General features: G+C 59.9%; 21 protein-coding genes and 5 pseudogenes. 14 read left to right on the top strand and 12 right to left on the bottom strand.

The genetic code is table 11. The features are described 5' to 3' along the window. Positions 1 to 23: 23 nt before the first annotated feature. Entirely contained in the window at positions 24 to 887 is an 864-nt protein-coding gene (locus EO99_RS0117020) for a helix-turn-helix domain-containing protein (RefSeq protein ID WP_029619815.1), read from the bottom strand. Then, entirely contained in the window at positions 880 to 1,194 is a 315-nt protein-coding gene (locus tag EO99_RS27560; protein WP_156034872.1) for a hypothetical protein, read from the bottom strand. The genes EO99_RS0117020 and EO99_RS27560 overlap by 8 nt, the downstream gene beginning before the upstream one ends. 381 nt (positions 1,195 to 1,575) lie before the next feature. Between EO99_RS27560 and EO99_RS0117010 the strand changes: the two genes are divergently transcribed. Next, positions 1,576 to 2,790, top strand: coding sequence for an MFS transporter (locus EO99_RS0117010; protein WP_029619813.1), 1,215 nt, complete (start codon positions 1,576 to 1,578; stop codon positions 2,788 to 2,790). A 70-nt stretch (positions 2,791 to 2,860) separates the two neighbouring features. On the opposite strand, the gene EO99_RS28100 is transcribed toward EO99_RS0117010, so the two are convergent. From EO99_RS28100 to EO99_RS0116995, 3 genes are all read right to left on the bottom strand, one after another. Next, positions 2,861 to 3,157 carry a hypothetical protein gene (locus EO99_RS28100; protein WP_029619812.1) on the bottom strand — a complete coding sequence of 99 codons (297 nt, stop codon included), beginning with the start codon at positions 3,155 to 3,157 and terminating at the stop codon, positions 2,861 to 2,863. Positions 3,158 to 3,311: 154 nt separating this feature from the next. Further along, positions 3,312 to 3,797 carry a GAF domain-containing protein gene (locus EO99_RS0117000; RefSeq protein WP_037112275.1) on the bottom strand — a complete coding sequence of 162 codons (486 nt, stop codon included), beginning with the start codon at positions 3,795 to 3,797 and terminating at the stop codon, positions 3,312 to 3,314. An 88-nt stretch (positions 3,798 to 3,885) separates the two neighbouring features. Further along, positions 3,886 to 5,637, bottom strand: a complete 1,752-nt coding sequence (locus tag EO99_RS0116995; protein ID WP_051679918.1) for a methyl-accepting chemotaxis protein — start codon at positions 5,635 to 5,637, stop codon at positions 3,886 to 3,888. A 148-nt stretch (positions 5,638 to 5,785) separates the two neighbouring features. On the opposite strand from EO99_RS0116995, the pseudogene EO99_RS25840 reads away from it, so the two are divergent. From EO99_RS25840 to EO99_RS27205, 4 genes and pseudogenes are all read left to right on the top strand, one after another. Beyond that, positions 5,786 to 6,234, top strand: a pseudogene (locus tag EO99_RS25840) (GNAT family N-acetyltransferase). A gap of 35 nt (positions 6,235 to 6,269) precedes the next feature. Next, positions 6,270 to 7,244, top strand: a pseudogene (locus EO99_RS27210) (cation:proton antiporter domain-containing protein); the annotation flags it as partial. Between the two features lie 64 nt (positions 7,245 to 7,308). Next, positions 7,309 to 7,446, top strand: a pseudogene (locus EO99_RS28675) (hypothetical protein); the annotation flags it as partial. A 100-nt stretch (positions 7,447 to 7,546) separates the two neighbouring features. Beyond that, a complete protein-coding gene (locus EO99_RS27205; protein ID WP_081852105.1) occupies positions 7,547 to 8,161 on the top strand; it encodes an NAD-binding protein in 615 nt (204 codons plus the stop codon). A 255-nt stretch (positions 8,162 to 8,416) separates the two neighbouring features. Here the strand turns inward: EO99_RS27205 and EO99_RS25830 are convergent. Next, positions 8,417 to 9,783: pseudogene (locus tag EO99_RS25830) on the bottom strand (transposase). A gap of 109 nt (positions 9,784 to 9,892) precedes the next feature. Continuing rightward, positions 9,893 to 10,447 carry a hypothetical protein gene (locus EO99_RS0116975; protein WP_029619809.1) on the bottom strand — a complete coding sequence of 185 codons (555 nt, stop codon included), beginning with the start codon at positions 10,445 to 10,447 and terminating at the stop codon, positions 9,893 to 9,895. Between the two features lie 45 nt (positions 10,448 to 10,492). Here EO99_RS0116975 and EO99_RS0116970 point away from each other — a divergent pair, with 45 nt between their 5' ends. Both EO99_RS0116970 and EO99_RS0116965 read left to right on the top strand, forming a co-directional pair. Next, on the top strand, positions 10,493 to 11,035 hold the full coding sequence (locus EO99_RS0116970; RefSeq protein ID WP_029619808.1) for a dihydrofolate reductase family protein: 543 nt from the start codon (positions 10,493 to 10,495) through the stop codon (positions 11,033 to 11,035). 124 nt (positions 11,036 to 11,159) lie between these two features. After that, the gene (locus EO99_RS0116965) at positions 11,160 to 11,459 is read left to right on the top strand and encodes an I78 family peptidase inhibitor (protein WP_235776854.1); all 300 of its coding nucleotides are present in this window, start codon (positions 11,160 to 11,162) and stop codon (positions 11,457 to 11,459) included. A 292-nt stretch (positions 11,460 to 11,751) separates the two neighbouring features. Here EO99_RS0116965 and EO99_RS28275 read toward each other — a convergent pair. The 3 genes and pseudogenes from EO99_RS28275 to EO99_RS0116955 all read right to left on the bottom strand — a co-directional run. Further along, a pseudogene (locus tag EO99_RS28275) lies at positions 11,752 to 11,916 on the bottom strand (VapC toxin family PIN domain ribonuclease); the annotation flags it as partial. Then, on the bottom strand, positions 11,891 to 12,133 hold the full coding sequence (locus tag EO99_RS0116960) for a FitA-like ribbon-helix-helix domain-containing protein (RefSeq protein WP_029619806.1): 243 nt from the start codon (positions 12,131 to 12,133) through the stop codon (positions 11,891 to 11,893). The pseudogene EO99_RS28275 and the gene EO99_RS0116960, both read right to left, overlap by 26 nt. 287 nt (positions 12,134 to 12,420) lie before the next feature. After that, positions 12,421 to 13,617 carry an IS256 family transposase gene (locus EO99_RS0116955; RefSeq protein WP_029619805.1) on the bottom strand — a complete coding sequence of 399 codons (1,197 nt, stop codon included), beginning with the start codon at positions 13,615 to 13,617 and terminating at the stop codon, positions 12,421 to 12,423. Between the two features lie 371 nt (positions 13,618 to 13,988). On the opposite strand from EO99_RS0116955, the gene EO99_RS0116950 reads away from it, so the two are divergent. The 4 genes from EO99_RS0116950 (at position 13,989) to EO99_RS28265 (ending at position 17,303) form a co-directional block, all read left to right on the top strand. Continuing rightward, positions 13,989 to 14,336, top strand: a complete 348-nt coding sequence (locus tag EO99_RS0116950) for a helix-turn-helix domain-containing protein (protein ID WP_029619804.1) — start codon at positions 13,989 to 13,991, stop codon at positions 14,334 to 14,336. After that, entirely contained in the window at positions 14,336 to 15,628 is a 1,293-nt protein-coding gene (locus tag EO99_RS0116945; RefSeq protein WP_029619803.1) for a type II toxin-antitoxin system HipA family toxin, read from the top strand. The genes EO99_RS0116950 and EO99_RS0116945 overlap by 1 nt, the downstream gene beginning before the upstream one ends. Before the next feature lie 810 nt (positions 15,629 to 16,438). Continuing rightward, the gene (locus EO99_RS0116940) at positions 16,439 to 16,744 is read left to right on the top strand and encodes a hypothetical protein (RefSeq protein ID WP_029619802.1); all 306 of its coding nucleotides are present in this window, start codon (positions 16,439 to 16,441) and stop codon (positions 16,742 to 16,744) included. Between the two features lie 253 nt (positions 16,745 to 16,997). Beyond that, entirely contained in the window at positions 16,998 to 17,303 is a 306-nt protein-coding gene (locus EO99_RS28265; protein ID WP_029619801.1) for a hypothetical protein, read from the top strand. On the opposite strand, the gene EO99_RS26745 is transcribed toward EO99_RS28265, so the two are convergent. Continuing rightward, positions 17,197 to 17,646, bottom strand: a complete 450-nt coding sequence (locus EO99_RS26745) for a peptidase dimerization domain-containing protein (protein WP_235776856.1) — start codon at positions 17,644 to 17,646, stop codon at positions 17,197 to 17,199. The two genes, EO99_RS28265 and EO99_RS26745, sit on opposite strands and share 107 nt — an antisense overlap. 231 nt (positions 17,647 to 17,877) lie before the next feature. Further along, the gene (locus EO99_RS0116930) at positions 17,878 to 18,345 is read right to left on the bottom strand and encodes an Lrp/AsnC family transcriptional regulator (protein WP_029619800.1); all 468 of its coding nucleotides are present in this window, start codon (positions 18,343 to 18,345) and stop codon (positions 17,878 to 17,880) included. Between the two features lie 122 nt (positions 18,346 to 18,467). Here EO99_RS0116930 and EO99_RS0116925 point away from each other — a divergent pair, with 122 nt between their 5' ends. The 3 genes from EO99_RS0116925 (at position 18,468) to ehuR (ending at position 23,004) form a co-directional block, all read left to right on the top strand. After that, complete coding sequence (locus tag EO99_RS0116925; protein ID WP_029619799.1) at positions 18,468 to 19,946, top strand: NAD-dependent succinate-semialdehyde dehydrogenase; 1,479 nt, start codon at positions 18,468 to 18,470, stop codon at positions 19,944 to 19,946. A 13-nt stretch (positions 19,947 to 19,959) separates the two neighbouring features. Continuing rightward, positions 19,960 to 21,363: an aspartate aminotransferase family protein gene (locus EO99_RS0116920; RefSeq protein ID WP_029619798.1), complete on the top strand. Its 1,404-nt coding sequence runs from the start codon at positions 19,960 to 19,962 to the stop codon at positions 21,361 to 21,363. Between the two features lie 192 nt (positions 21,364 to 21,555). Then, positions 21,556 to 23,004 (top strand): MocR-like ectoine utilization transcription factor EhuR, encoded by a 1,449-nt coding sequence (gene ehuR / locus EO99_RS0116915; protein ID WP_037112266.1) that lies wholly within the window; start codon positions 21,556 to 21,558, stop codon positions 23,002 to 23,004. Positions 23,005 to 23,014 lie beyond the last annotated feature (10 nt).

The raw sequence follows: 23,014 nt of genomic DNA, 5'->3' as shown, positions 1-23,014 counted from the left end.
GGCAATATTTGCGGCTTTTCGCCTTATTTCTGCGCCCTGCGCCAATGCGCTGGCGTCGCCCCTGTCATCTGCCGGAAGATCCGGGTGAAATGGGCCTGGTCGGCAAAGCCCGTTTCCGCGGCCACATTGCTTAAGGACTTGTCATCGGACAGGAGCAACTGCTGCGCGCGCTGGATGCGCATCCTCATCTGCCATTGATGGGGTAGGGTTCCTGTGGAGGCTTTAAACGCACGGCTGAAGTGGGACTGCGAAAGTCCGGTCAGCGCGGCCAGCTCTTCAAGACGGATGCTGCGCAGGCAATTGCTCTCGATGAATTCGAGCGCGCGCCTCAGCTGCCATGAAGCCAGGGCGCTGCGCTGCCGTGGCACCGCAGGACCGAGCTTCATCGCGTCGATGATCAGCGCCAGCGCCAGACTGTCACCGTAGAGATCGTGCAGGGGCCGCGCGGTGACGCATTCGGTTGCAATCAGCTGACCCAGTGCGACGATCCTTGGGTCACTGAAGAGCAGGCGCGGTTCAGCAAGGCGCCTTGGATCAAGATCCTCACCAAGTCGCTGCAAAAGTGTCTGGGCGTCAAAATGGAGATCGAGATGACGCATATATCGAACACCAATGACGTCGACCCAAAGATCCATACCCGCCGGCACATAGGATATCGGCCGTTGATAGGGATCATGCGGCAGAGCTGCGCCATTGGCGGTCATTTTCACCAACGGACGGTCATTGCCCTCCACATCCAGCAGAATGAACAGCCGCGGATCCTGGGCAACGTAGTAACCCCCGGCGTAGTGCGTGCATCGAACCTCAGTCAGGTCAGCGATGATGCCGTTCCATTGGCGGCTGTGAATCTTACCCACCACCTTGAAGCCGTCGATACGATTATTCATCCGGGGCTGAAATGTCACCGTGGAGGCCATAAAGTGGAGTAACAGATGAAGCTTTCATGCGCGAGTGCGAGAACCGTGTCAATGAAAACACGCAGTGCTCGCCGCACCTGGCTGCGGCAACGCCACCAGACGCGAGATCGGTGGCGACGGCGACGCGATCTTCCATGTGGTCCTGCGTTGCCATCTGGCCGGGCTCGATCTGGGGAACGACCGTGGAATTGGCCAGCCACATCACATCGACGTCCGTTGGCTTGGGCTGGCCCGCCTTGCCTTGGGCAGCGTCAGCGATGGACTGCGGGGATTTCATGGTGGGGATCCGCTGACTGCGACGTTCTCGAAGGGATAGGAGAACGAGAGGTTCTCCGATCCCTGGAAGGTTGCGGTGAAGCCAACTCCGGCCATGGCTGGCGGCGCAACATAAAAGTTTCGTGGACGCTGTCGGGAACCGAAGGCGGTCCACGTCTTCAACTCGTTCTTTCGGGATCCGTCGTGTCGAGGAAAGACCTCGCGCATCAGGATCTGGGTACAGGTCGGAAGGCCTGCCTGGACCGGCTGGCGGGCGTGGCGGTCGAGGAGGACAATGCCGGGACGTTAAGCGACGTTGTTTAAGCCGGGTCGTGGGCTATGAGTACAAGGGGCGAGCCGCGCGTCGAGGGCGCGCCACCCGAACCGTCGGAGGAGAAACAGCATGCCTAAGGAGACCTATCGTTGGGTCATCGTTGCCGCTGGCGGCCTGCTCGGCTGCATGGCGATCGGGTCAATGTTCACGCTGCCGGTCTTCATCCGGCCAATCGTCGAGGACACCGGCTGGTCGGTGACTGGCATTTCCACAGCCATGACGATCGCCTTCGTCGCCATGGCGCTCGGCAGCATGGCGTTTGGCTCGCTTTCTGACCATATCGGCGCCCGACCCGTCGTCCTGATGGGATCAGGGGCCTTGGCGGCCAGTCTGGCCTGGGCCAGCCGCGCCACATCGATGGTGGAATTTCAGCTGATTTTCGGTCTCCTGGTCGGCCTGTCGATCGCAGCAATACTGCCGCCTTTGATGGCATCGGTCATGGGCTGGTTCGACACCCATCGCAGCCTCGCCGTGTCACTCGTATCAGCCGGAATGGGCATGGCGCCGATGACTGTCTCGCCATTCGCGGCGTGGCTCGTCTCCAACCATGACTGGCGGTTCTCATTGCTTGCGATTGCCGGGCTTGCCGCAATCACCATGATCCCGCTCGCCCTCCTCATCCGCCGGCCGCCGGCGCTTCCGGAGGAAGAGCGTTCGCCGATGCCGACGAGCGGGGTAGGTGCGCCGATGTCTGTTGGCGCGGCGTTGACGTCGTCGCCGTTCATCGTCCTGATGCTGACCAACTTTTTCTGCTGCGCCACCCATTCCGGGCCCATCTTCCATACGGTCGGCTACGCCGTAAGCTGTGGGATACCGCTCGTCGCCGCTGTCACGATCTACAGTGTCGAAGGGCTTGCCGGGCTTGGTGGACGGGTGGCGTTTGGCATCATGGGAGATCGATTTGGCGCCAAGAACATCCTTGTGCTCGGGCTGCTGGCCCAGGCAATCGTCGCGTTCTTCTTCTTCTTTGTACGTCAGTTGGAGAGCTTCTACGCCATCGCCGCCATGTTCGGCTTCATCTATGCCGGGGTCATGCCGCTTTATGCGGTGCTGGCCCGGGAAAATTTCCCACAGAAGATGATGGGGACGATTATCGGAGGTACCGGCATGGCGGGCGGACTGGGCATGGCGCTCGGCCCCTGGGCGGGAGGCCTGATCTACGATACCTTCGCGACCTACAGCTGGCTTTACCTCGGCGCCTGCGGCCTGGGCCTTGGAGCTTTCTTGATCGCGTTGACTTTCAGGCCCTTACCGCAAACGCAAGCGCGGCCAGCCAACGCTTGACGGCGCGGCGCAGGCGGCCGCCGCAAGCAGGCCGGCTCCGATGAGCGCAACGCCAATCTTGCTTGCTACGTCACTGACGATCTGTCGTTGGTGGTACCAGAAATTGAAAACCCTCCTCCGCATTGACGTGCTCAAGGGTCATGTAACTGCCGATCCATCGCCCGGGATAGGGGAAAGAAGAGGCGACGAGGACCGTTGCCGGCAGGAGGTGCGATCCTGCATGAGCTACCTTCCCGTCCAGCTCCGCACCGATCGTGAGCCACAAAATCCGGTGACGCTTGAACTGTGCCCTGGGCCGCGCCAGCGAGCCTGCGATATGGACGATATCGCTCCGTTCAGCAGTGGGATCTTGCCTGTCCAGGCGCATACCCGGACGATCCTGAGGTCGCCCCCTCACCTTCTCCGGTTCGAAGGGGGAGATCCCGTGTCCACTCCGGCGCAACGCCGACGCCGAGACCGTTTAAGACCGCGACACGACGAGGTGTGCCGTCACAGGTTTCGTTGGCCTTGGCTGCCAGATCTCAGGACAGCGCAAATAATGTCCCATGCGCCATCAGCTGAACATCGACCAGGGTCGCCAGCTTGGTGAGTTTTGCAAGTTCGGACCCACTCGCACGGCGAGGCTGCCGGCCGATAACGCAGAGGGCGCCAACGCCATTCATCAGCTTGACGCCAGCATAGAAACGGATTCCAGGTCCTGACGTCACAAGGGGATTGCTTTGAAAGCGGCTGTCTATCGTCGCATCTTCCACAACCATCACGCCCGGGGTTTCAATGGTATGAGAGCAGAACGACTGACTGCGAGGTGTTTCCTTGATCGACAGACCGACAATGGTTTTAAACCATTGGCGCTCATTGTCGATGAGGCTCACGGCTGCGATACTGGCACCTGGAAAAAGCGTCAGCGCCTGTTCGGCAAGCCCTCGAAACATTCGGTCCTCCGGCGTGTCCAGAATTCCGAGGTCATGAAGCCGTTTGAGCCGTCTCGTCTCCTGATCCGCTTCCACTACTGTTTCCCTTATGAAATGATGGTCCTTCGACCGAATTGGAATCTCGCGAGACCTCGCCACCACCCGTAACTCCCAAGAAAGCGATTTAACCTGTTGCTCTCGAGGATCGCAGTGCCACCACCACCTCAGCAGCACCGTCATTTCGGCTCGCGTGGCGTGTGACTCGTCTTTGAAGCTGATGGTCTTCACCGTCGATACGGAACTCTCCGATCAAGGCACACATTTCCGCAGCTGCTGACTTCAGGCGATCGGAAGCTTCCGTCGCTTTCCCAAGCATCACCGCGTTAAGCTGGGTCACCTCGTCCATTTGATTGACCGCAATATTAACTTCGGCCAGTCCGGTGGCCTGCTCCTGAGAGGAGCGGGCCATTTCAGACAATACGACGTCGATCTCGCCGACTTTGGCTGTCACAGCCTCCAGAGCCGTTGCGACATCGCCCACAAGTCTCACACCCCTCTTCACCTGATCGGAGCTTGACGAAATCAGCGTTTTAATTTCCTTGGCAGCTATTGCCGAACGTTGAGCAAGTTCACGCACTTCCTGGGCCACCACCGCAAATCCCCGACCGGAATCACCCGCCCGCGCAGCTTCAACGCCTGCGTTCAGCGCCAGCAGATTTGTCTGAAACGCAATCTCGTCGATAACCCCAATGATCTGCGAAATCCTGGTGGAGCTATCGTCAATCTCACCCATGACAGCCGCTGCCTGGCTCATGACTTGCCCCGAGCGCTCAGTTCCACTCCTGGCACCGGATGCTGCGAGTGCAGCTTCCAATGCGCATTCTGCACTCCGTCTGACCGTGGCGGTGATCTCATCCAGCGCAGCTGCGGTCTCCTCCAGACTGGCAGCCTGCTGTTCGATCCGCCGGGACATGTCAGCTGATGACTGCGCGATCTCGTCGGTACCAACAGACATTGTGGTGGCGCTTGAGGCAACTTTCTTCATCGTGGCCTGCAGGCGGTTCACGGACGTATTGTAATCCAGGCGCAATGGTTCGAAGGCCGGCTCAAATTCATCGTGCAACCGATGCGCGAGGTTGCTGTCTGCTAAGGCGGCCATGCCACCCGCTACCTGAGAAATGGCGCCAACTCGGCCGGTCACATCGGTTGCGAATTTCACGATGGACGTGATCCTGTTCTCCAGGTCGAAGATCGGGTTGTAAGATGCCTGTATCCAGACCTCTTTCTCGCCTTTTCCGAATCGCCTGAATTCGCCAGCCACGAACTCTCCAGCATTCAGCTTTCTCCAGAAAATTTCATAATCGGGAGAGCGCGCCAGATCGTCATCGACAAACATCCGATGATGCTTGCCCTGGACTTCGTCTCTCCGGTAGCCCAACAATGAGAGAAAATTGTCGTTGGCGTCGATAATCTCCCCCGTGGGTTTGAATTCGATGACGCCCTGTACGCGTGAGATAGCAGCCAATTTGGCTTCAAAGGCTGCGTTCTTCTGATGAGCCTCTGTCGTATCCGTCGCGACTTTGACGACTCTGACAACCTTTCCCCGCCGGTTCACCACGGGGTTATAGGAAGCCTGAATCCAGACCTGTCGACCGCCTTTGGCAATCCGACGATACTCTTGCTGATCGAATTCTCCGCGACCCAGTTTCACCCAAAAATCGCGATAGTCGGCTGTTTTCGCATAATCAGGATCTACAAACATGCTGTGGTGCTTGCCGATGATCTCGGAAGGCGCATAGCCGATGACCTTACAGAAGCACTCGTTAGCCCAGAGAATATTTCCCCGCGGATCGAATTCGATAATGGCGAGTGACTTGTCCAATGCGCTGAGCAACCCGGCGGCTTTGGAATCGAATAAGCTGAGTTTGCCTCGCATGCCGTTCACGTCCTGTTTGCCGCTCGTCCGAGCCCTCGCGCTACATTAGGGAGAGTTTGTTTACGCAGCTTTAATATACGGAGCAGGTGACCATAGACCATGCCCAGGCGGTTGAGGTTCGAAACCCAAGTGTGTGGCCTCCACCGCAATCGCTTCAATCGAGAGCCCGCGTCAAGCTGGCGTGATCAGGCTTTTGGAGGCCTCCGATGCCTATGCGGCCTCTTTGTACCCCGCAGCTAGCAACCATCCGCTGGGCCTGCAAACCCTAGAAAACCAGAGGTTACGTTTTTCACTGCGAGAAGAGGCGATGAAATCGTTGGCTGCTGCGCCCTAGTGGATACCGGCGATATGACGGGCGAGATCAAGCGCATGTTCGTCGATCCGAGTGCACGCGGCCTCGAAGTCAGCAAACAGATGATGGACAAGCTGGTTCTTCGAGGCTTGGAAATGCGTCTGCGGGCCATTCGGCTGGAAGCAGGCATCTACCAACCCGAAGCCATCAAACTGTATCGCGGATACGGATTTCGAGAAATAGAGCCTTTCGGCACCTACGAAGCGGACCCTCTTAGCCTTTTTTTGGAAAAAGAACTGAGCTGAGCCAACCACAGCGGAGCGGTAATGACCGCAGGGAGATGGAGTTGATGCGCAGTCATTCGAGCACAAGCCGCCGGGTTATGCGATGGACCATCGGATCCGCCGCCGCCCTGGGAACCTCGCCGGCCCTGGCTGCCGAAGGCGACGGGCCGTTCGGCCTGAGGAGTCTCGAGATGGCCTTCACCGAGGCGCTCGCCCTCATCGCGCTCGCCTGCCTCTTCGTGCCGCTCGCCAAACGGTTGAACCTGGGCACCGTCATCGGCTACCTTGTCGCGGGCGTCGCGGCGGGCCTTGCGCTCGACCTCTCCTTCTCCGACCATCCCGAGGAGCTCCTCCATTTCGCCGAGTTTGGCGTCGTCCTCTTCCTCTTCGTGATCGGCCTCGAGTTCCGTCCCCGGCGGCTGTGGGAGCTTCGCGGCACGATCTTCGGGCGCGGCCTCGTGCAAGTTCTGGGCTGCGGCGCAGTACTCGGCGGGGCGGCTCTCGCCTTCGGACTCGACTGGCGCGCCGCGCTCATCGTAGGCCTTGGCCTCGCGCTGTCCTCCACCGCGCTCGTGATGCGCGAGATCGACGAGGGCGGCGAGCGGCGGACCCCCTTCGGCGAAACCGCGATCGCCGTCCTGCTCTTCGAGGACCTCGCCATCGTGCCCCTCCTCCTCCTCGTCACGCTCATCGGGCCGACGGGCGAGGACATGACGCTCGGCGGCAACGTGGTCGCGGTGGCCATCGGCATCGCCGCCATCGCCTTCCTCATCCTCGTCGGCCGCTACGCGCTGAACCCGATGTTCCGCGTGATCGCCCGCACGCGCACGCCTGAGCTGATGACGGCGGCGAGCCTCGGAGTGGTCATCTTCGCCTCGCTCGTGATGACGCTCGCCGGTCTCTCTTACGCAATGGGCGCCTTCATCGCGGGCGTGATGCTCGCGGATTCCGCCTTCCGACACGAGGTGGAGGCGGACATTGAGCCGTTTCGCGGTCTCTTTCTCGGGCTTTTCTTCATCGCCGTGGGCCTCTCCCTCGACCTCGGGGGGGGTGGCGGAGAACTGGCTTCTCATCGTCGTCGCCGTGCCTATCCTGATGGCGCTGAAGGGCCTCGCGATCTACGGCGTTTCGCGCGCCTTTGGCACGCCGAGCCGGCTCGCACTCCGCATTTCCATGGCCATGGCGCAGCACGGGGAGTTCGGGTTCGTGCTCTTTGCCGCGGCCGCCTCGGCTCTAATCCTCGATGCCGAGACCTCCTCCGTCGTCGTCTCCATCGTGACCCTGTCGATGGCGTTATCCTCGCAGTCGGGCCGCGTCTTCCGCCGCCTCGTCGGTGCCTTCCCCGCGCGAGGAACTCCAGGAGGATTACTCGGACGCCGGAGGCTCGGTCCTCGTGGTGGGCTTCGGTCGCGTCGGGCAGATCGCGGCGCAGCCACTGCTCGCGGAGGGGATCACCATGACCTTTCTCGACCACGACGCGGACCGGGTGCGCGAGGCGCAGCGCTTCGGGAGCCGGGTGCATTTCGGGGACGGACGGCGGCGCGAGGTCCTGCAGGCGGCGGGCGCGGCGGAGGCCCGTGCAATCGTCATCGCGACGGATGATCCGGAGACGACGCTTGCCATCACGCGCCTCGCGGCACGGGAGTTCCCCGGCGCGCGGCTGATCGTGCGGGCGTTCGACCGCATCCACGCCGTAAGCCTGTCGAACGAGGCCGTCGACGGCATCGTACGCGAGACCTTCGCCTCGGCGCTCGAAATCGGAGCCGAGGGGCTGCGGAGTCTCGGCTATTCCGAGGTGGAGGCGCAAAGGGTCGTCGAGGACATCCGCCAGCGGGACGGAATGCGTCTGCGGGAACAGGTGACCATCGCGCGCGGGCAGCGGGACCGAAGCGGCATCGTCGCCGCCATCGCGCCGCAGCCGCTCGTGCAGCGACGGGACGATGCCTGATGCGCCTCGGGGTCATGTCGTGCGAACGCATTCTTGAGCGACGTAGCGCCGGACGCCTCGTCAACCTGCATTAAGAAGCCAAGCGCGAGAAGGTCCCTCTCGCTACTTCGATGCTGAATCCCGGTGAAGTCCGCAATGGGCCGATTTCGTTGAAAAACTCGCCGGACTGTCTGCTCATCCGCCCATTTCTGTCTTTGGCCGGCATGTTCCCCTCTGCCCCCGCGCCGCAGCGCGAGGTATCGATCTATGCCGCTCTCAAGCGGCAATGACTCCGTGTCGTGGCCTGAGTTTGGCCAGCCTCCTGAGGTTTTGTGGGGTTGCTGCAAGGAGGAATTCGTCTCGGGCACCGCACGGTCCTCGAAGTCTCAAACGTGCCATCAGTAGAATGCGCTTGAGGTGAGCGAAGAGCATTTCGACCTTCTTTCGACGGTGCCGTGACTGCACGTATTCCGGTGTTGTGGCTATTGCTCGGGCGACATCACGGGCATCTTCGTTGAGATCGCGCGGCACCTTGCGCATCGGCATGTTCGGGCAGCAGCGAGGCTTCAGTTCGCAGCGGTCACAGTCCCTCTTGCTGGCACGGTAAAGCCGCGTTCCTTCGGCCGTGATCCCTGATCTGGGTGTAGCATAAGTTCGATGGAACTGCTTCAGCTCCTTACCCGCCGGGCAGATGTAACGGTCATTCTCGGCCTCCCATGAGAAGTCTGAACGGGAGAAGGTGCCGTCCGTCCTCTTCGACTTATCGAAGACCGGAATGTGCGGCGCGATCTTCCTCTCCTTGACCGGGCGAGATTGTCTGCTGAGCCATAGGCACTGTCAGCAGCAAGATAATCCGGGCGTAAGCCGAACCGGCTCTCTGTCCTGTCGAGCATCGTGCGCGATGCACCGACCTCAGCCTGGCGAATTGCACGTGTTGCCTCCACATCGACAATCACGCCATGATCCGTATCGATCAGATAGTTGGTGGCATAGGCAAAGAAGGCATGGCCTTTGTGGGCACCGGTCCATTGCGCGGCCGGATCGGATGAAGAGATGAACTTCGGCGTCACTGGCGAGGCAGCACCAAAAGCCGCATCATCGAGAACCGCCAGATACTCTTGAACTGAGCGGCCAGCGTCCTCTTTGGCTTCCCATTCCGCGCCCGGTACCGAGCGCTGTTTGTTGGCATCTGCTGCAATCAGGCTGGCATCGACGGCAAATCCTTCCGCACCGACCAGCCCTTGCGCAAGACAGCGCTCCACGACCGTCTCAAACATATGTCGCAGGATGTCGCTCTGCCGGAACCGCCCATGGCGCTTCTTCGAGAAGCTGGAGTGATCGGGCACCTTTCCGTCCAGTCCGAGGCGGCAGAACCAGCGATAGGCGAGGTTAAGATGAACCTCCTCGCACAGTCGCCGCTCCGAGCGGATACCCATGGAATAGCCGATGATCAACATTCGCATCATCAGCTCGGGATCGATCGAAGGGCGACCCGTGTTGCTGTAAAAAGGCTTCAACTGCGCTCGAACGCTCTCGAGTTCTAGATGGCGGTCGATCCCGCGCAGCAGGTGGTCTGCGGGGACGTGATCATCAAGGCAGAAGTCGTAGAAGAGCTGCGCCGGAGCCGTCTGACATCCCATCATCGCTCAATCCTCCGCAAATCAATACGACAATTGAACCACGACAACCCAGTGCCGACAACGCATAGTTTTTCAACAATATCGGCCGATTCCGGCCATAGACTTCCAGTTGTCAACGCCGCTGCAACCAGTTTTCCAGAGCTTGGCGGATCGTACGATCTGCAGGCACTGTCTGATCGAACGCCCACGAGGTGTATGCACCTTGCCAAAGGGCGGCCATTTGCCATCCCAGAATATCCGCCTCCTGCGGGTCCGAAGACAGTCGCCGTCCCAGTGCCGAGACCAATGCGCGGCCCCACGCAGCGCCCCGTTCGCGAAGTCGTGGGTTTCGGATATCTTCTCGCAGGAGAAGAAGACCATCAGTGGCATCACGCTCGGCCGTATTGGGGGACATGAGGCGCAGTAGAAGCTTGATGGCTCCCTCAGGCGATAGATCCTCCTCGTCGTCTGCCGCCTTGGTCTGTGCATCAAGGCGGTCCCAGGCCTGCATGAGGATCGCCTCGATCATGCGCTCACGGTTGCCGTAGCGCTGCACCAGTGTCGCCGCCGCCAAGCATGAGGCCTTTGCCGCGCGCGCAAAGGTCAAACCATCGGGTCCTGTCATCATCATCAGCTCGAACAAAGTGTCGAGAAGCTGTTCATCGGGGATTGTCTTGCGTCTGGTCATCGATATTTATAAACGTACATTCGGTTATTAAGCAAGGAGGCGTCGATGGCAAAGATCGTTGGCTACATAGCGGCTAGTCTGGATGGCTTCATTGCAGATGAGAGCGACAAGCTTGACTGGCTGTTCAAGTACGACGGCATGGATCTGGGTGAGCATGATTACCGCATCTTCGTGAAGAACATTCGCACGATCGTAATGGGTCGCGGCACCTACGACTTCATCGCGAAAGATCCCGCACCCTGGGCCTATGGCGAGCAACGGGTAATCGTCGTCACATCACGACCCATCGAAAATCCCAAGGGCACACTTGAGACCAGAGACAACTTGGAGGACCTCATCGCCGAGCTTCGAGTACTCGATGATGGTGATGTGTGGATGCTGGGCGGGGGGATGTTGCAGATGGCGTTCATGGAACGCGGCGCGCTTGATGAAATCGAGATCTACATCATTCCGGAGCTGCTCGGCGGTGGTCGTCCCCTTTTTCCGTCGACCGGCTTCAAGTCGAGCCCGCAGCTTATCAATTCCAAGACGCTCGACAAGGGATGCGTCCGGCTGCATTACAGGCTTTCCCACCATTTAGCCTCCTGAAGCCTTGCATCCGCTCCGGTCAAACCATGTCCGGTGCGAGATGTTTTCATCTCCGCATGGTGGCGGTGACACGAAAAAGCCAAGTCCGAGCTCTTTGTTGGAGCATCACAACAGGGAGACCCCAATGAAATCACCGACGTATTCCGTCTCGATGCTCTTCGCCGGCATGGCTTTGGTCGTAACCGGATGCAATGCGGATGGTGCCTCGACCTCCCCGGCTGCAGGACCATGCAACTCCGAAGCCGCGCAAGGGCTAGTCGGCAAAGAAAAGCCGACAGACGCCGAGGCGCTGCAACTGACCGGCTCTAAGACGGTTCGCCAAATTCAGCCCGGCGACATGGTAACCCAAGACTTCAGAGAAGATCGGGTGACGATCGAGACTGATCCCGCGACGGGACTGGTCACGCGGGTCGCCTGCGGCTGATTCATCTGTCGCCAAAGAAAAAGGGCCAGCGGTAACCGCGGCCCTTGAGTTATGAAGGTCTGAGCCTCCAGAGGGGAACGATCGACGCGGCGGCTGGAGGACCCGCTATCTCAATCAGGATTTCCATACGGAAAGCAATCGGCGATCTGCAAGCTGCTCAATCTGCATTGCGGTTCTGAGGGTCTTTCTCTTCTGATGCAGTACTGCGAGCCAGTCAAATGCGGAAAGTCTCCGCATCCGTTTGCACAATGCCTGTCGGCTCCGCCTTGATAGGATTCGAACGAACGGCCCCTTACTTGAAGTTCTGACCATTCCACGGATTTATAACTTTCAATCCAGCCGCCGCGAACTGACTTGTGTCTCTCGTTGCCACCACTAGACCCATCTCTGCTGCTGTGGCTGCAATGAGCCCATCAACCTTGCCGATCGCTTTACCGGATGCTCGCGCGTCCGCCATCGCGCGCTCGCAGAGCTTCAACGTCGCTGTTGGAAAGTTCGGCCTCACCACCGATCGACGCGAGCAATGAGCCGAGCTTTACGCGTTGAGACGGGCGAACAGCGGCCTCGAGGATGTCACGGATCTCCGCCTCCGTGCTTCGGCCATGATGAGCTGCTCTCACACGCAGCGCGCGGTGGGTTTCATCAGAGAGGTTTCGAATGGTAACTGCCGGCATCTTCACGAACCCATTTTCGGCGCTAATAGTGATATCAATATAACTCATGTGATATCGTTGTTGAAGTCGGTCGTTGCGTGGCCATCGGAAAGTCAAGACCACCTTTTCGCCTTGCATGGACCTGAACCTAAAAACCACTCAGGTGCTTTGGCCACGCATCTGAAACCTTATGGCATCTTATGCAGATTGGCTAAAACAGTGGGTATAATCATCAGCGGTGGATCGTGTCCCACTGCGTGGTGTAGCTCCGGCGCTGGCCGTGCCTTCCGGACAAAGCCGGGAATTGATCAGCTTGCGGCTGGCAGGCTGATAAGTGGATCATCGCTCATTGCTGCTATGGTCTCAAGTGTCATGTAGCGGGATCGCTGAACGGCCCACTCGTCGTTTTGCTCGAGCAGCAGCGCCCCAACGAGCCTGACGATGGCATCGTCGTTGGGGAAGATGCCGACGACTTCTGTGCGTCGCTTGATCTCGCCGTTGAGACGCTCGATCGGATTTGTGGAATGAAGCTTTGCCCAGTGCTGCCTGGGAAAGGTCATGTAGGCGAGCACGTCCTGCTCGGCGCTATCCATCAGCGTGGCGAGTTTCGGCACCTTCGGCCTGATCTGGTCGGCGACATTGCGCCATTGGGTGCTTGCCGCCTCCGGGGTGTCCTGGGCAAAGGCCGTGGCGATGAAGGCGGAGACGACACGCCGTCCGCTCTTGCCCGCATGAGCGAGGGCATTGCGCATGAAGTGAACCCTGCACCTCTGCCATGTGGCGGAAAGCACCTTCGATACGGCTGCCTTGATGCCCTCGTGTGCATCGGAGACCACGAGCTTGACGCCGCGCAGGCCCCGTCTGGTCAGCTTGCGTAGGAAATCGGTCCAGATCGCTTCTGCCTCGGATGTGCCTATTTCCATGCCGAGCACCTCGCGCCGGCCGTCAGTGTTCACACCCACGGCGATGATGACCGCTACCGAGACAATACGACCGCCGCGACGAACCTTCAGGTAGGTGGCATCGATCCAGAGATATGGCCACTCGCCCTCGATAGGGCGGTCGAGGAAGGCTTTGACCTTGTCATCGATCTCTTCGCAGAGCCGCGATACCTGGCTCTTGGAGATGCCCGACATGCCCATCGCCTTGACGAGATCATCGACGGATCGGGTCGAAACGCCTTGGATGTAAGCCTCTTGAATGACTGCCGTCAGAGCCTTCTCGGCCATTCGGCGCGGTTCTAGGAAACTCGGGAAGTAGCTGCCTGTGCGAAGCTTGGGAATGCGCAGTTCGACGGTTCCTGCTCGTGTCTCCCAGTCTCGATCGCGGTAGCCGTTGCGCTGGGCAAGTCGGAAGCTGTTCTTCTCGCCATAGCCCGCGCCGGTCTTCGCACTCACTTCCAGCGCCATCAGCTTCTCGGCAGCAAAGCCGATCATCTCGCGCAGCAAATCTGCATCAGCGCTCTTCTCAACGAGTGAGCGCAGGTTCATCATGTCGTCGGTCATCGGTGGTGTCCCTCAGGTTGGCTCTAAGCAACCCGACCCTACCGGAAAACACTGGTGACCACCGCTACGCCGCCCGCTCCCTACAGCACATTGGAGGGCGCGCTCGCGAGCGGCTTCGCTACCAACCAGCTACACCACGCGCCGGGACACGATCCAGCGGTGTTCGGCTTTCGCCTGCACCTTATCTAATGCCCATTCTCCCAGCTGGGTGATGATCGCCAGTTTCTGATCCACCTCTGTTCGACAGCTTCGGCAGGCCAGTCGAGCGGAATTCCGTACAACTATGAAATATGTTGCGGAATTCCGCTCGTATGCGTAAAAGATCCTATGCGGATTTCCGCATTATTCTCACGGCAAGAGCGGAATTCCGCATGACCATTACCGTTTTTCAGTTATTGGGTGAACAGCTTCTAGCAGCCCGAAAAAAGCGTGACCTGAGCCAACCGGCACTGGCCGTGCGAATTGGTCGAGATCGTGCCCGCATATCAGAACTAGAACGTGACCTTGCCAACAATCGCTTGGGCAGAGACCGTCTGACGCTGTTTGCCGAACTTTGCGATGCGCTTGATCTTGTCCCGGTGCTGATCCCGGAATCGCGCGTCGAAAGCGTGCGGCTACTGGTCGATGACATACCTGCTCCAAGACATTCAATCGAAGTTCCGAGAGCTTTCGACGAACTCTTCATTGACCTCGACGACGACGAGACAAAGGAAGGGTAATGGCAAAAGCAGCGGCAGTTCTCGGCGTCTTCATGCTCGACGAAAAGGGAGGCTCCGTACGGGCCGGAACGCTGACGCGCGACGCCGATGGTGCGGTGTCCTTCGTCGTTGCGGAAAGCTTCCTGCGGGACGCGACAAGGCCAATCCTCAGTCTCGGCTGGTATGATCGTGATTCCGATCAAGGCACACGCGAAAGGCTCGCCTCGCGGGGAGATAAAATCGGGCTGCACGGAAGGTTGCCGCCTTGGTTTTCCGGGCTTCTGCCGGAAGGAGCCCTGCGCAACCTGGTGATGACGGAAATGGGTCCGGGCGATCACGACGAATTCGACGTGCTGACCCGCCTCGGAGCGGACTTGCCCGGCGCGGTGTTCGTTGTCCCGGAGACCGCCATACCGGCGTCGGCAGGACCGCTCGATCTCAGAATGATCCATGGTTTCATGGCGCCGCTTCCCGAAGGGGCGGTCAAATTCTCGCTGGCAGGCGTCCAGCTGAAATTTACCGGCAACCCGGATGGCGACCGTCTGACGGCTCCAGCCCGGGGAGGCACTGGTCGTAGCATCATCAAGCTGGGCAGCGAACGATTTCCGAGGCTTCCTGAAGCAGAGTTCGCCGCCATGCAGATGGCAAGCGCCATAGGCGTCAGAACCGCGCCGTGCCGGCTCATTTCTCGTGACGCGATCCGGGACGTACCAGCCGAACTACTGCAGCACAGCGAAAACGTGCTTGTCGTTGATAGGTTCGACAGGTCTGCCGACGGCCGCATCCATATCGAGGATGCCGGCCAGGTTCTCGGCGCTGTAGGTGACCACAAATATACGATGGGTACGACCGAAACGGTCATCAACATGGTTCGCCGTTTCAGTACCGATCACCGTGACGACGTTCTGGAAGCTGTCAGGCGTGTCGTCACCGATGTGCTTCTTGGAAATGGCGACAATCACCTGAAGAACTGGTCCTTCTATTTCCCGCAGTCGGGCCAGATTAGGCTATCGCCCGCCTACGATATCGTGCCGACCGTCATGTATCTCCCCGAGGACGAGATGGCGTTGCGCTTCGTCAAGACGCATAATTTCGATGCGGTGAACCTGCATCGCTTCGAGCGGGTTGCGAGCTTTATAAGGCTCGATCCAAAGCTTATCACGCGCGAAGTCGAGCATGCCGTCCGACAAGCCTTAGAAACTTGGCCCAAGATTGCTCCCGTTCTTTTGGGATCCGACCGTTCGGACCGGGTTCTGAGGCGGCTCGATACGTTGACGCTCGTCCATGAGGTCCGTGCTAGGATCGGACTATAATAGAGGTCGCGTAAAAATCGTCGTCGCGATGAGGTCGGATGCGCGCCTTTTTAGCTGCGTGAATAAAAGCTGCGGCCTGACGATGCGGAGCGCAAACATCCATCGGAGTCAACCGCAGCATATCCGCATCTGTGGCCAAACCGGCTCGCCTGGTGTCTCCCCCAAAAAGCGTTCCACGCAGTAACGCGCCACTTATCAGGCAAACTGACAAATATGGAGCCTGCGTTGCGGAACCACTCACTTAAAGAACGCTATCGCCGTCTATGATGTTTCGACGCCAGCCAGTGACAAGAACGCAGAGTTTCCGCTCTTGATTGATGGTCAGCGCGCCGGGCGGCTTGATGCAAAGAGCAGCGGCGACAACCGGTGAGATCCAGTGACCAGTGTGCGGGTCACACAATGCGCCGGTGGAGGCATTCCTGCTGGGCTAGATCGACATCCAATGCGGTCGAGCCGCGTCTGTCGTTCGCTCTCCCGCCAGCAGGAGCGCGCCGAGCGCAAGCTGACGATGTCGACCAACCGGACGGGCATCGTGGTGGAGGGGTGCGCAGAGTGCGGAGGGCCTGTCGGGGGACCGAGCGGCTTCATGGCGCCCAGCAGGGTTAGCGGACATCGCAGGGCTTTCCGCTGAAGACTGAGTACAGCCGTTGCAGAAGCCCGGGTTCGTTCAATCGAATGGCCGGACAGCGCTGACGGGGAAGCGTTGCCTGGACGGATGCCGCGGCATTGCCGCTTAACTGGTGTCCGAAATGATGTTGACCCTTCCAACTTGCGGGACGACACTCCCCATTGAGTGAGATGGAGGCAAGAATGGAACCAACAAGCCACTGGCGGCATATGCGAACCGCGCCAAGGGACGGCAAGCGCATTCTCGTGACGATCCGCCCATCCGAACAGGGACCAGGAACAGTTGATCTCGCCTACTGGTCGAATGGCGACCGCTACGGTGCCGAATCCTGGCGTTCTTCGGATTCCGCACCCGGCCGAATTATTGAATATGCGGAACCGGAACTAAAATGCTGGATGCCCATGCCATCCGCCGATGTCGACCTCATGACGGCGCCCTTGGCCTGGGAAGGCAAGGATGAGGAGGAACTGGACGGCTCAGGGATTTGAGAATTCACAAAGTGTGCGGCCGTGGCTGGGTCGGGAAAGCATCAAATGCGGTCACGTGAGAAGTGCCGCAACCACTGAGGTCGCGGCAGGTAGTCATGCGACGACTTGGAGTTGTGCCTTTCCATTGTGAAGGAAACACGCTTTCGAGAAGAGGCCCAGATCGACGAAATTGGGCAAACGAACGTCGCCCTGCGTTCGATGTCTACTGTTCGAAATCTCGAAGTGTTCAAAATTGCGGTCAGGAAAGTTCCTTATGACCAGAAAAACGAACAAACTTGACTTTGCCCGCATCGGAGAGCTCCACATGTTCAGCCTCGTTGTGGCTAAGGCCGCCGCGGCAGGGCACGAAAATCATCACCGTCGGCGCGGGGCGATTGATAAACAGCGCATCACGGAAGCGCCTGAGAGCATGGTTTTGGTTTTAAGGCCAAGCATCGCTGCACTATTCAAGATCATCTGCTGGAGGTTATCGTCAAAGGTACAAGGCGGCATATCAAATCAACGAGCAACATCAAACTTGCAGCCGTGTCGTTCGGCTTCGAACCTGATCGCGACATGATCTGCCTCTCAATTCCATCCAGTCGGACGGACTTGGGATGACGCAAATCGATCGTACACATTGCTTTGTCGGGGATCACGTTTACAGAGCCAGGCAAGACCGAGATTCGACCAATCGTGAAACGAGCATCGAAATCCGATGGCATAATGGCGTCATAGAGCCCGTTAAGAGCAGCTATAAATGCCTGTAGCGGATTGCGGCGATAGGACCGACCGGTCGTTCCTGCATGTGCTGTTTGCCCAATGACCGATATGTTGAGCCAGCGGCTCTCGGACGCGCACAGTCGAAAATGAGCCGCCTGAATCCTGATAGTTGCTTGCACAGTGGCCCGGAGACGATGCATGTAATCTGCAAGCATTGACGGTCTGAGAAAGCGGACGTCACCGCCGTTGGCCGGACACGGACGACAGCAGCCAGCGCGAAGCCGCCATGGAGGGTATTGTCGAAGGGTGGAATAGAAGCAATCCAATCCTGGGCGGAAACCAGCCAAGCTAACATCGGCCCGTCAATTCGCGTTCCACAGGAGGGGCGGAGATCGATGTCTCGAGCATCCCGCCCCCCCCTTTCCCGGATTTTAGTCCCCGATCGGAAAAGCCAAGCCCGCCTTTACGCGATCCATCACCACCATGGTCTTGAACCCCTTGATGTCGTGGTTTTCGTAGAAAAACCGCCGGGTGAAGGCCTCGTAGTCCTCCATGTCCTTGGCCGTGATGACGAGGATGAAATCGGCATCGCCGGTTACGTAGTAGCCGATCATGACCTCCTGCGTGGCCCGGATTGCCGCCTTGAAGCGATCGACAATGTCTGCTCGCTCGCGTTCCAGTGACACGAGGACGATCATGGTGATGCCCCGCCCCACGGCTTTCGGCGAGACGATGGAGACATCTGCCTCGATCACTCCCCCTTCGCGCAGGCGCTTCAACCGCCTCTGGCAGGCGGTTGGCGAGAGATTGACGACCTGCGCCAGTTCTTCCGAGGTCAACCGGTTGTTCTTCTGAACGGCGGCGAGAAGAGCCAGGTCAGCGCGATCCAGTGTCACCATTGCAGAAATCCTGCGTCCTTGACGATAAAAACTCTAAAATTCGGCATCTGGCGGCATGCCAACGCAGATAATCAATCATGCTGTGCGGGTAGGCTGCTGTAAACACCGATGTGGAGTTCCCTATGCAAGGCATTGCCGCTGCGGCTCTCAAGACGCTCTCGCGACCGGACCTGATCGAACGCCGCGCCTTCCTGAACGGCGTGTGGACAGCGCGCGATGAGGTCCTGGGTGTCAGCGACCCGGCAAACGGTGAGCGCCTCGCTGGTGTCGCGGCCTGCTCCCCTGCCGACGCCGACGCTGCAGTCGCCGCCGCCCGTCAGGCGTTTTTCGATTGGCGCGACAGGCTCCCGGCCGAGCGCGGCATGATCTTGCGCCTGTGGGCCAAGCTGGTGCGGGACAATGCGCGGGACCTTGCAACCATCATGACGTGCGAGCAGGGCAAGCCACTGGCTGAAGCACTGGGCGAGATGTCCTACGCTGCAAACTTCCTCGACTGGTTTGCTGCCGAAGGGGAGCGGGCCTATGGCGAAACCATTCCAAGCCATCTGCCCGGGAGTCGCCTTTCGGTGCAGATGCAGCCGGTCGGCGTCACCGTCGCGATCACGCCGTGGAATTTCCCTGCCGCCATGATCACCCGCAAGGCGGGCGCCGCACTGGCGGCTGGCTGCACAATGATCGTCAAGCCTGCGCCCGAGACGCCGCTTTCTGCTCTCGCCCTTGCGAAGCTTGCCGAGGAGGCAGGCATGCCGGCAGGCGTCTTCCAGGTTCTCACCGGCGAGGCCGTACCACTTGCTCGCCGGCTTCTCGAGAATACCGAGGTCAGGGCGTTTTCCTTTACCGGCTCCACGGAAGTCGGCCGCATCCTGCTTACCCACTCCGCGGCGACAGTGAAGAAGGCGTCGCTGGAGCTCGGGGGGCATGCCCCTTTCATCCTGTTTGACGATGTCGATCTCGCCAGATCCGTGAGCGACTGCATCAGCGCGAAATTTGCGACGTCGGGGCAGGATTGTCTGGCCGCCAATCGAATCTACGTTCAGCGCCGTGTCTACGATCGCTTCGTCGACGCGTTCGGGCTGGCGACCTCGCAGCTCAGCGTCGGTCATGGTCTTGAACCCGGCACGGATATCGGCCCGATGACGCGCCCGTCGGTCGTGGAAAAATGTCGCCAGCAGGTTTCCCAGGCGGTTTCAGCCGGCGCCCGTCTCGTCTGTGGTGGACAGGACAACCCGCTTGGCGGCAATTTTGTCTCGCCGACGGTGCTTGCCGATGTCACCGACAACATGCTGATCGCACGGGAGGAAACCTTCGGTCCGGTCGCCGCCATTCTGCCTTTCGACGACGAAGCGGACGTGCTTGCCCGGGCCAACGCCACGGAAATGGGCCTTGCAGCCTATGTCTATACCAACGACCTGGGGCGCGCGATGCGCCTCACCGACCGGCTTGAATACGGGATGGTTGCTGTCAACACGCCAAAATTTACCGGCGCGCCGATCCCCTTTGGCGGATGGAAGCAATCCGGGCTCGGACGCGAAGGCGCACGGCACGGACTCCTGGAATATCTCGAGGCAAAATACGTCTGCTTCGGCAACCTTGCTGCATGAAAGGACTATCACCATGTCTGTCAACCTGGACCAAATCGCTGAAATGGACCGCAATTGCGTCCTGCACCCCTTCACGCACCTCAAGGACTTCGCCTCCGGCAAGATGGGCGATCCGACCATTGTCGAGACCGGCAAGGGCATCCGTATCCAGGATGCACATGGCAGGGAGCTGATCGACGGCTTTGCAGGCCTCTACTGCGTCAATGTCGGCTACGGACGAATGGAAGTCGCGGAAGCCATCTCTCGCCAGGCCTATCGCCTCGCCTACTACCACTCCTATGCGGCCCACACGACGGACGAGCTGGCAATCCTCTCCGACCGCCTGGTGAAGATGGCACCGGGCAAGATGAGCAAGGTGTTCTACGGAATGTCCGGCTCCGACGCCAACGAGACCCAGGCGAAGCTCGTTTGGTACTACAGCAACCTACGCGGCAAGCCGAACAAGAAGAAGATCATTTCCCGCGAACGCGGCTATCATGGCTGCAGCGTCGTCTCCGGCTCCATGACCGGCATGAGCTTTTATCACGATCACATGGACCTGCCGCGCGCCGGCATACTCCATACCGGAGCACCGCACTACTATTGGGGGGCAGAAGCAGGCGAGACGGAACGGGAATTCTCAAAGCGGCGTGCGGAGGAACTCGAGGCCCTGATCCTGCGTGAGGATCCAGACACCATCGGCGCCTTCATCGCCGAGCCGGTCCTTGGTACCGGTGGCATCATTCCCCCTCCACAAGGCTATTGGGAAGACGTGCAGAAGGTTCTGAAGAAATACGACATTCTGCTCATCGCCGACGAGGTCATCACCGGTTTTGGACGCACCGGCTCGATGTTCGGGTCGCAGCACTACGGCATCGAGCCGGACCTGATCACCGTGGCCAAGGGCCTGACCTCCGCCTATTTTCCGCTGTCGGGCGCGATCGTCGGCGACAAGGTCTACAAGGTGCTGGAAGAAGGAGCAGACCGCGTCGGCGCTTTCTCCCACGGCTATACCTATTCCGGCCATCCGATCGGCGCTGCGGCGGCAAACGCTGTTCTCAACATCGTTGAACAGGAGGACCTGCCGGGAAACGCACGCGCGGTCGGCAGCTACTTCCAGGAACAGTTGAAGGCGACGTTTGCGCAGCTTCCCATTGTCGGCGAAGTGCGCGGCGTGGGACTGATGGGCGCAATCGAATTCGTCGCGGATCGCGAGAAGAAGACGCGCTTCAAGCCCAACCTCACGGTCGGAGCACGCGTGTCGAAGGCGGCGCGCGAGCGCGGTCTCATCGCACGCGCCATGCCGCATGGAGACATTCTTGGCTTTGCGCCGCCGCTGGTCACGACGAGGGCGGAGGTCGACGAAATCGTCGCCATCACCGAAGCCGCCATTCGGGCCGTCATGGACGATCTGGTCCGCGCCGGCGAAACGCTCTGACGCTTTCTTGACCGGGCGGTTCCCGCCGCCCGGTCAAGGCCTATGCTGCAAGGCCGGTGCCGACGGTTACGATTGCGGCAAGCCTGCCTGTCCAGAGGGCAAACGCCTCTGAGGCAGGCATAGTGCTTCATCTTTTGCGCTGAAGCATGCATAATGTCATGAAAATGCACTCTCGAATAACGAGTCAATTTCATGCGTCGCCAAGCCAATCCGCTCGTCACCGATCCCGTGCCTTCGACAAGGCCTGTGGTCTGGCGACCAAGCCTCACGAAGCAAAAGGGGGTCACCAAGCACGCGGCGCTGACCGAGCGGATCATTGCCGACATCGATTCCGGGGTGCTCAAGCCGATGGATCGCATGCCCACGCACCGGGATCTCGCGCGCCAACTTAATCTTTCCGTCCAGACCGTCAGCCTGTCCTACAAGGAGGCGGAGCGGCTCGGCTTCCTCAGCGGCGAGATCGGCCGCGGTACATTCGTCAAGGCGCGCGTGACCGACCGCGCAGGGCGCATGATGCTCGATCACAGCCCCAATGAAGTGCTCGATCTTTCCATCATCCGCGGTGTTTATCTCGATGAGCACGAAACGGCCTGCCGCGAGGTCTTCCGCGACATGGCCGAAAGCGACATCGCCAGCTTCATGCGCCCCTGCCGCCCGATTGCAGGACTTGATCGTCACCGCGAAACGGCGCGCCTCTGGCTGCAGAGGTTCGGCGTCACCGCCGGCGCCGATCGCATCCTCGTCACCAACGGCGCTGCCCACGGCATCTTCCTTGCGCTCAGCTGCATCGTCCGCTCAGGCGACGTCGTGCTGTGCGAAAACCTGACCGACCATGGCATTATCGGCCTTTCCAACGTCCTCGGCTTCAGCCTCAAAGGGCTCCCCACGGATCATGAAGGGGTCCTGCCCGACGCGCTGGAGGCGGCCTGCGCTTCCGGCGGGGTCCGGGCGCTTGTCCTGATCCCGACGCTCAACAATCCCACGGGTCACGTGGCGGGCGCCGAACGTCGGATCGCAATCGCCGCCATTGCGGCGCGTTACGGCATTTTCGTCGTCGAGGACGAGGTGTGCCGTCCGATGATCGACGAGCAGCTCCCGTCGATCGCCGAAATGCTGCCGGACCTGGGCTTTTTCGTCACCAGCTTCACCAAGGCGGTGATCACGGGCCTTCGTGTCGGCTATCTGGTCGTCCCTCCCTCCTATTCGATCCGCGCCGCCTCCATCCTGCGCGTGTCGAGCTGGAGCGGCACCTACATGGCCGGCGAGATCGCTACACGCTGGATCGAAAACGGTACGGCGCAAAGGTTGCTCGAGATCCAGCGCAAGGAGGCCCGTGCGCGCCAGGCCATCGCAGCCGGCATCCTTGACGGGCACATTGCCTCCAGCCATCCGCTCTCGCTTTGCGCCTGGCTGAAAGTGCCGGCGCCGTGGACCGAAGACGGATTGGTGCGTGCGCTTGCCAATCTCAACGTCGCCGTCTCGCCTTCGGAACCCTTCATTGCCGGTCCCGGCCATGGCGGCGGCATCCGCATCTGCCTTGGCGGGCGCATGAGTCACGAGACTCTGGCAAAAGCGCTGACGACGGTGCGCCAGACCTTCGAGCAATGGCCTCCCGTCTATGACATCGGCTCCATCAGCTAGGCAGCCGGAC

Origin of the sequence: Pseudorhizobium marinum, from assembly GCF_000705355.1 — a bacterium.
Lineage (GTDB): Bacteria > Pseudomonadota > Alphaproteobacteria > Rhizobiales > Rhizobiaceae > Neorhizobium > Neorhizobium pelagicum.
This window is presented reverse-complemented; position numbering and strand designations above follow the sequence as displayed.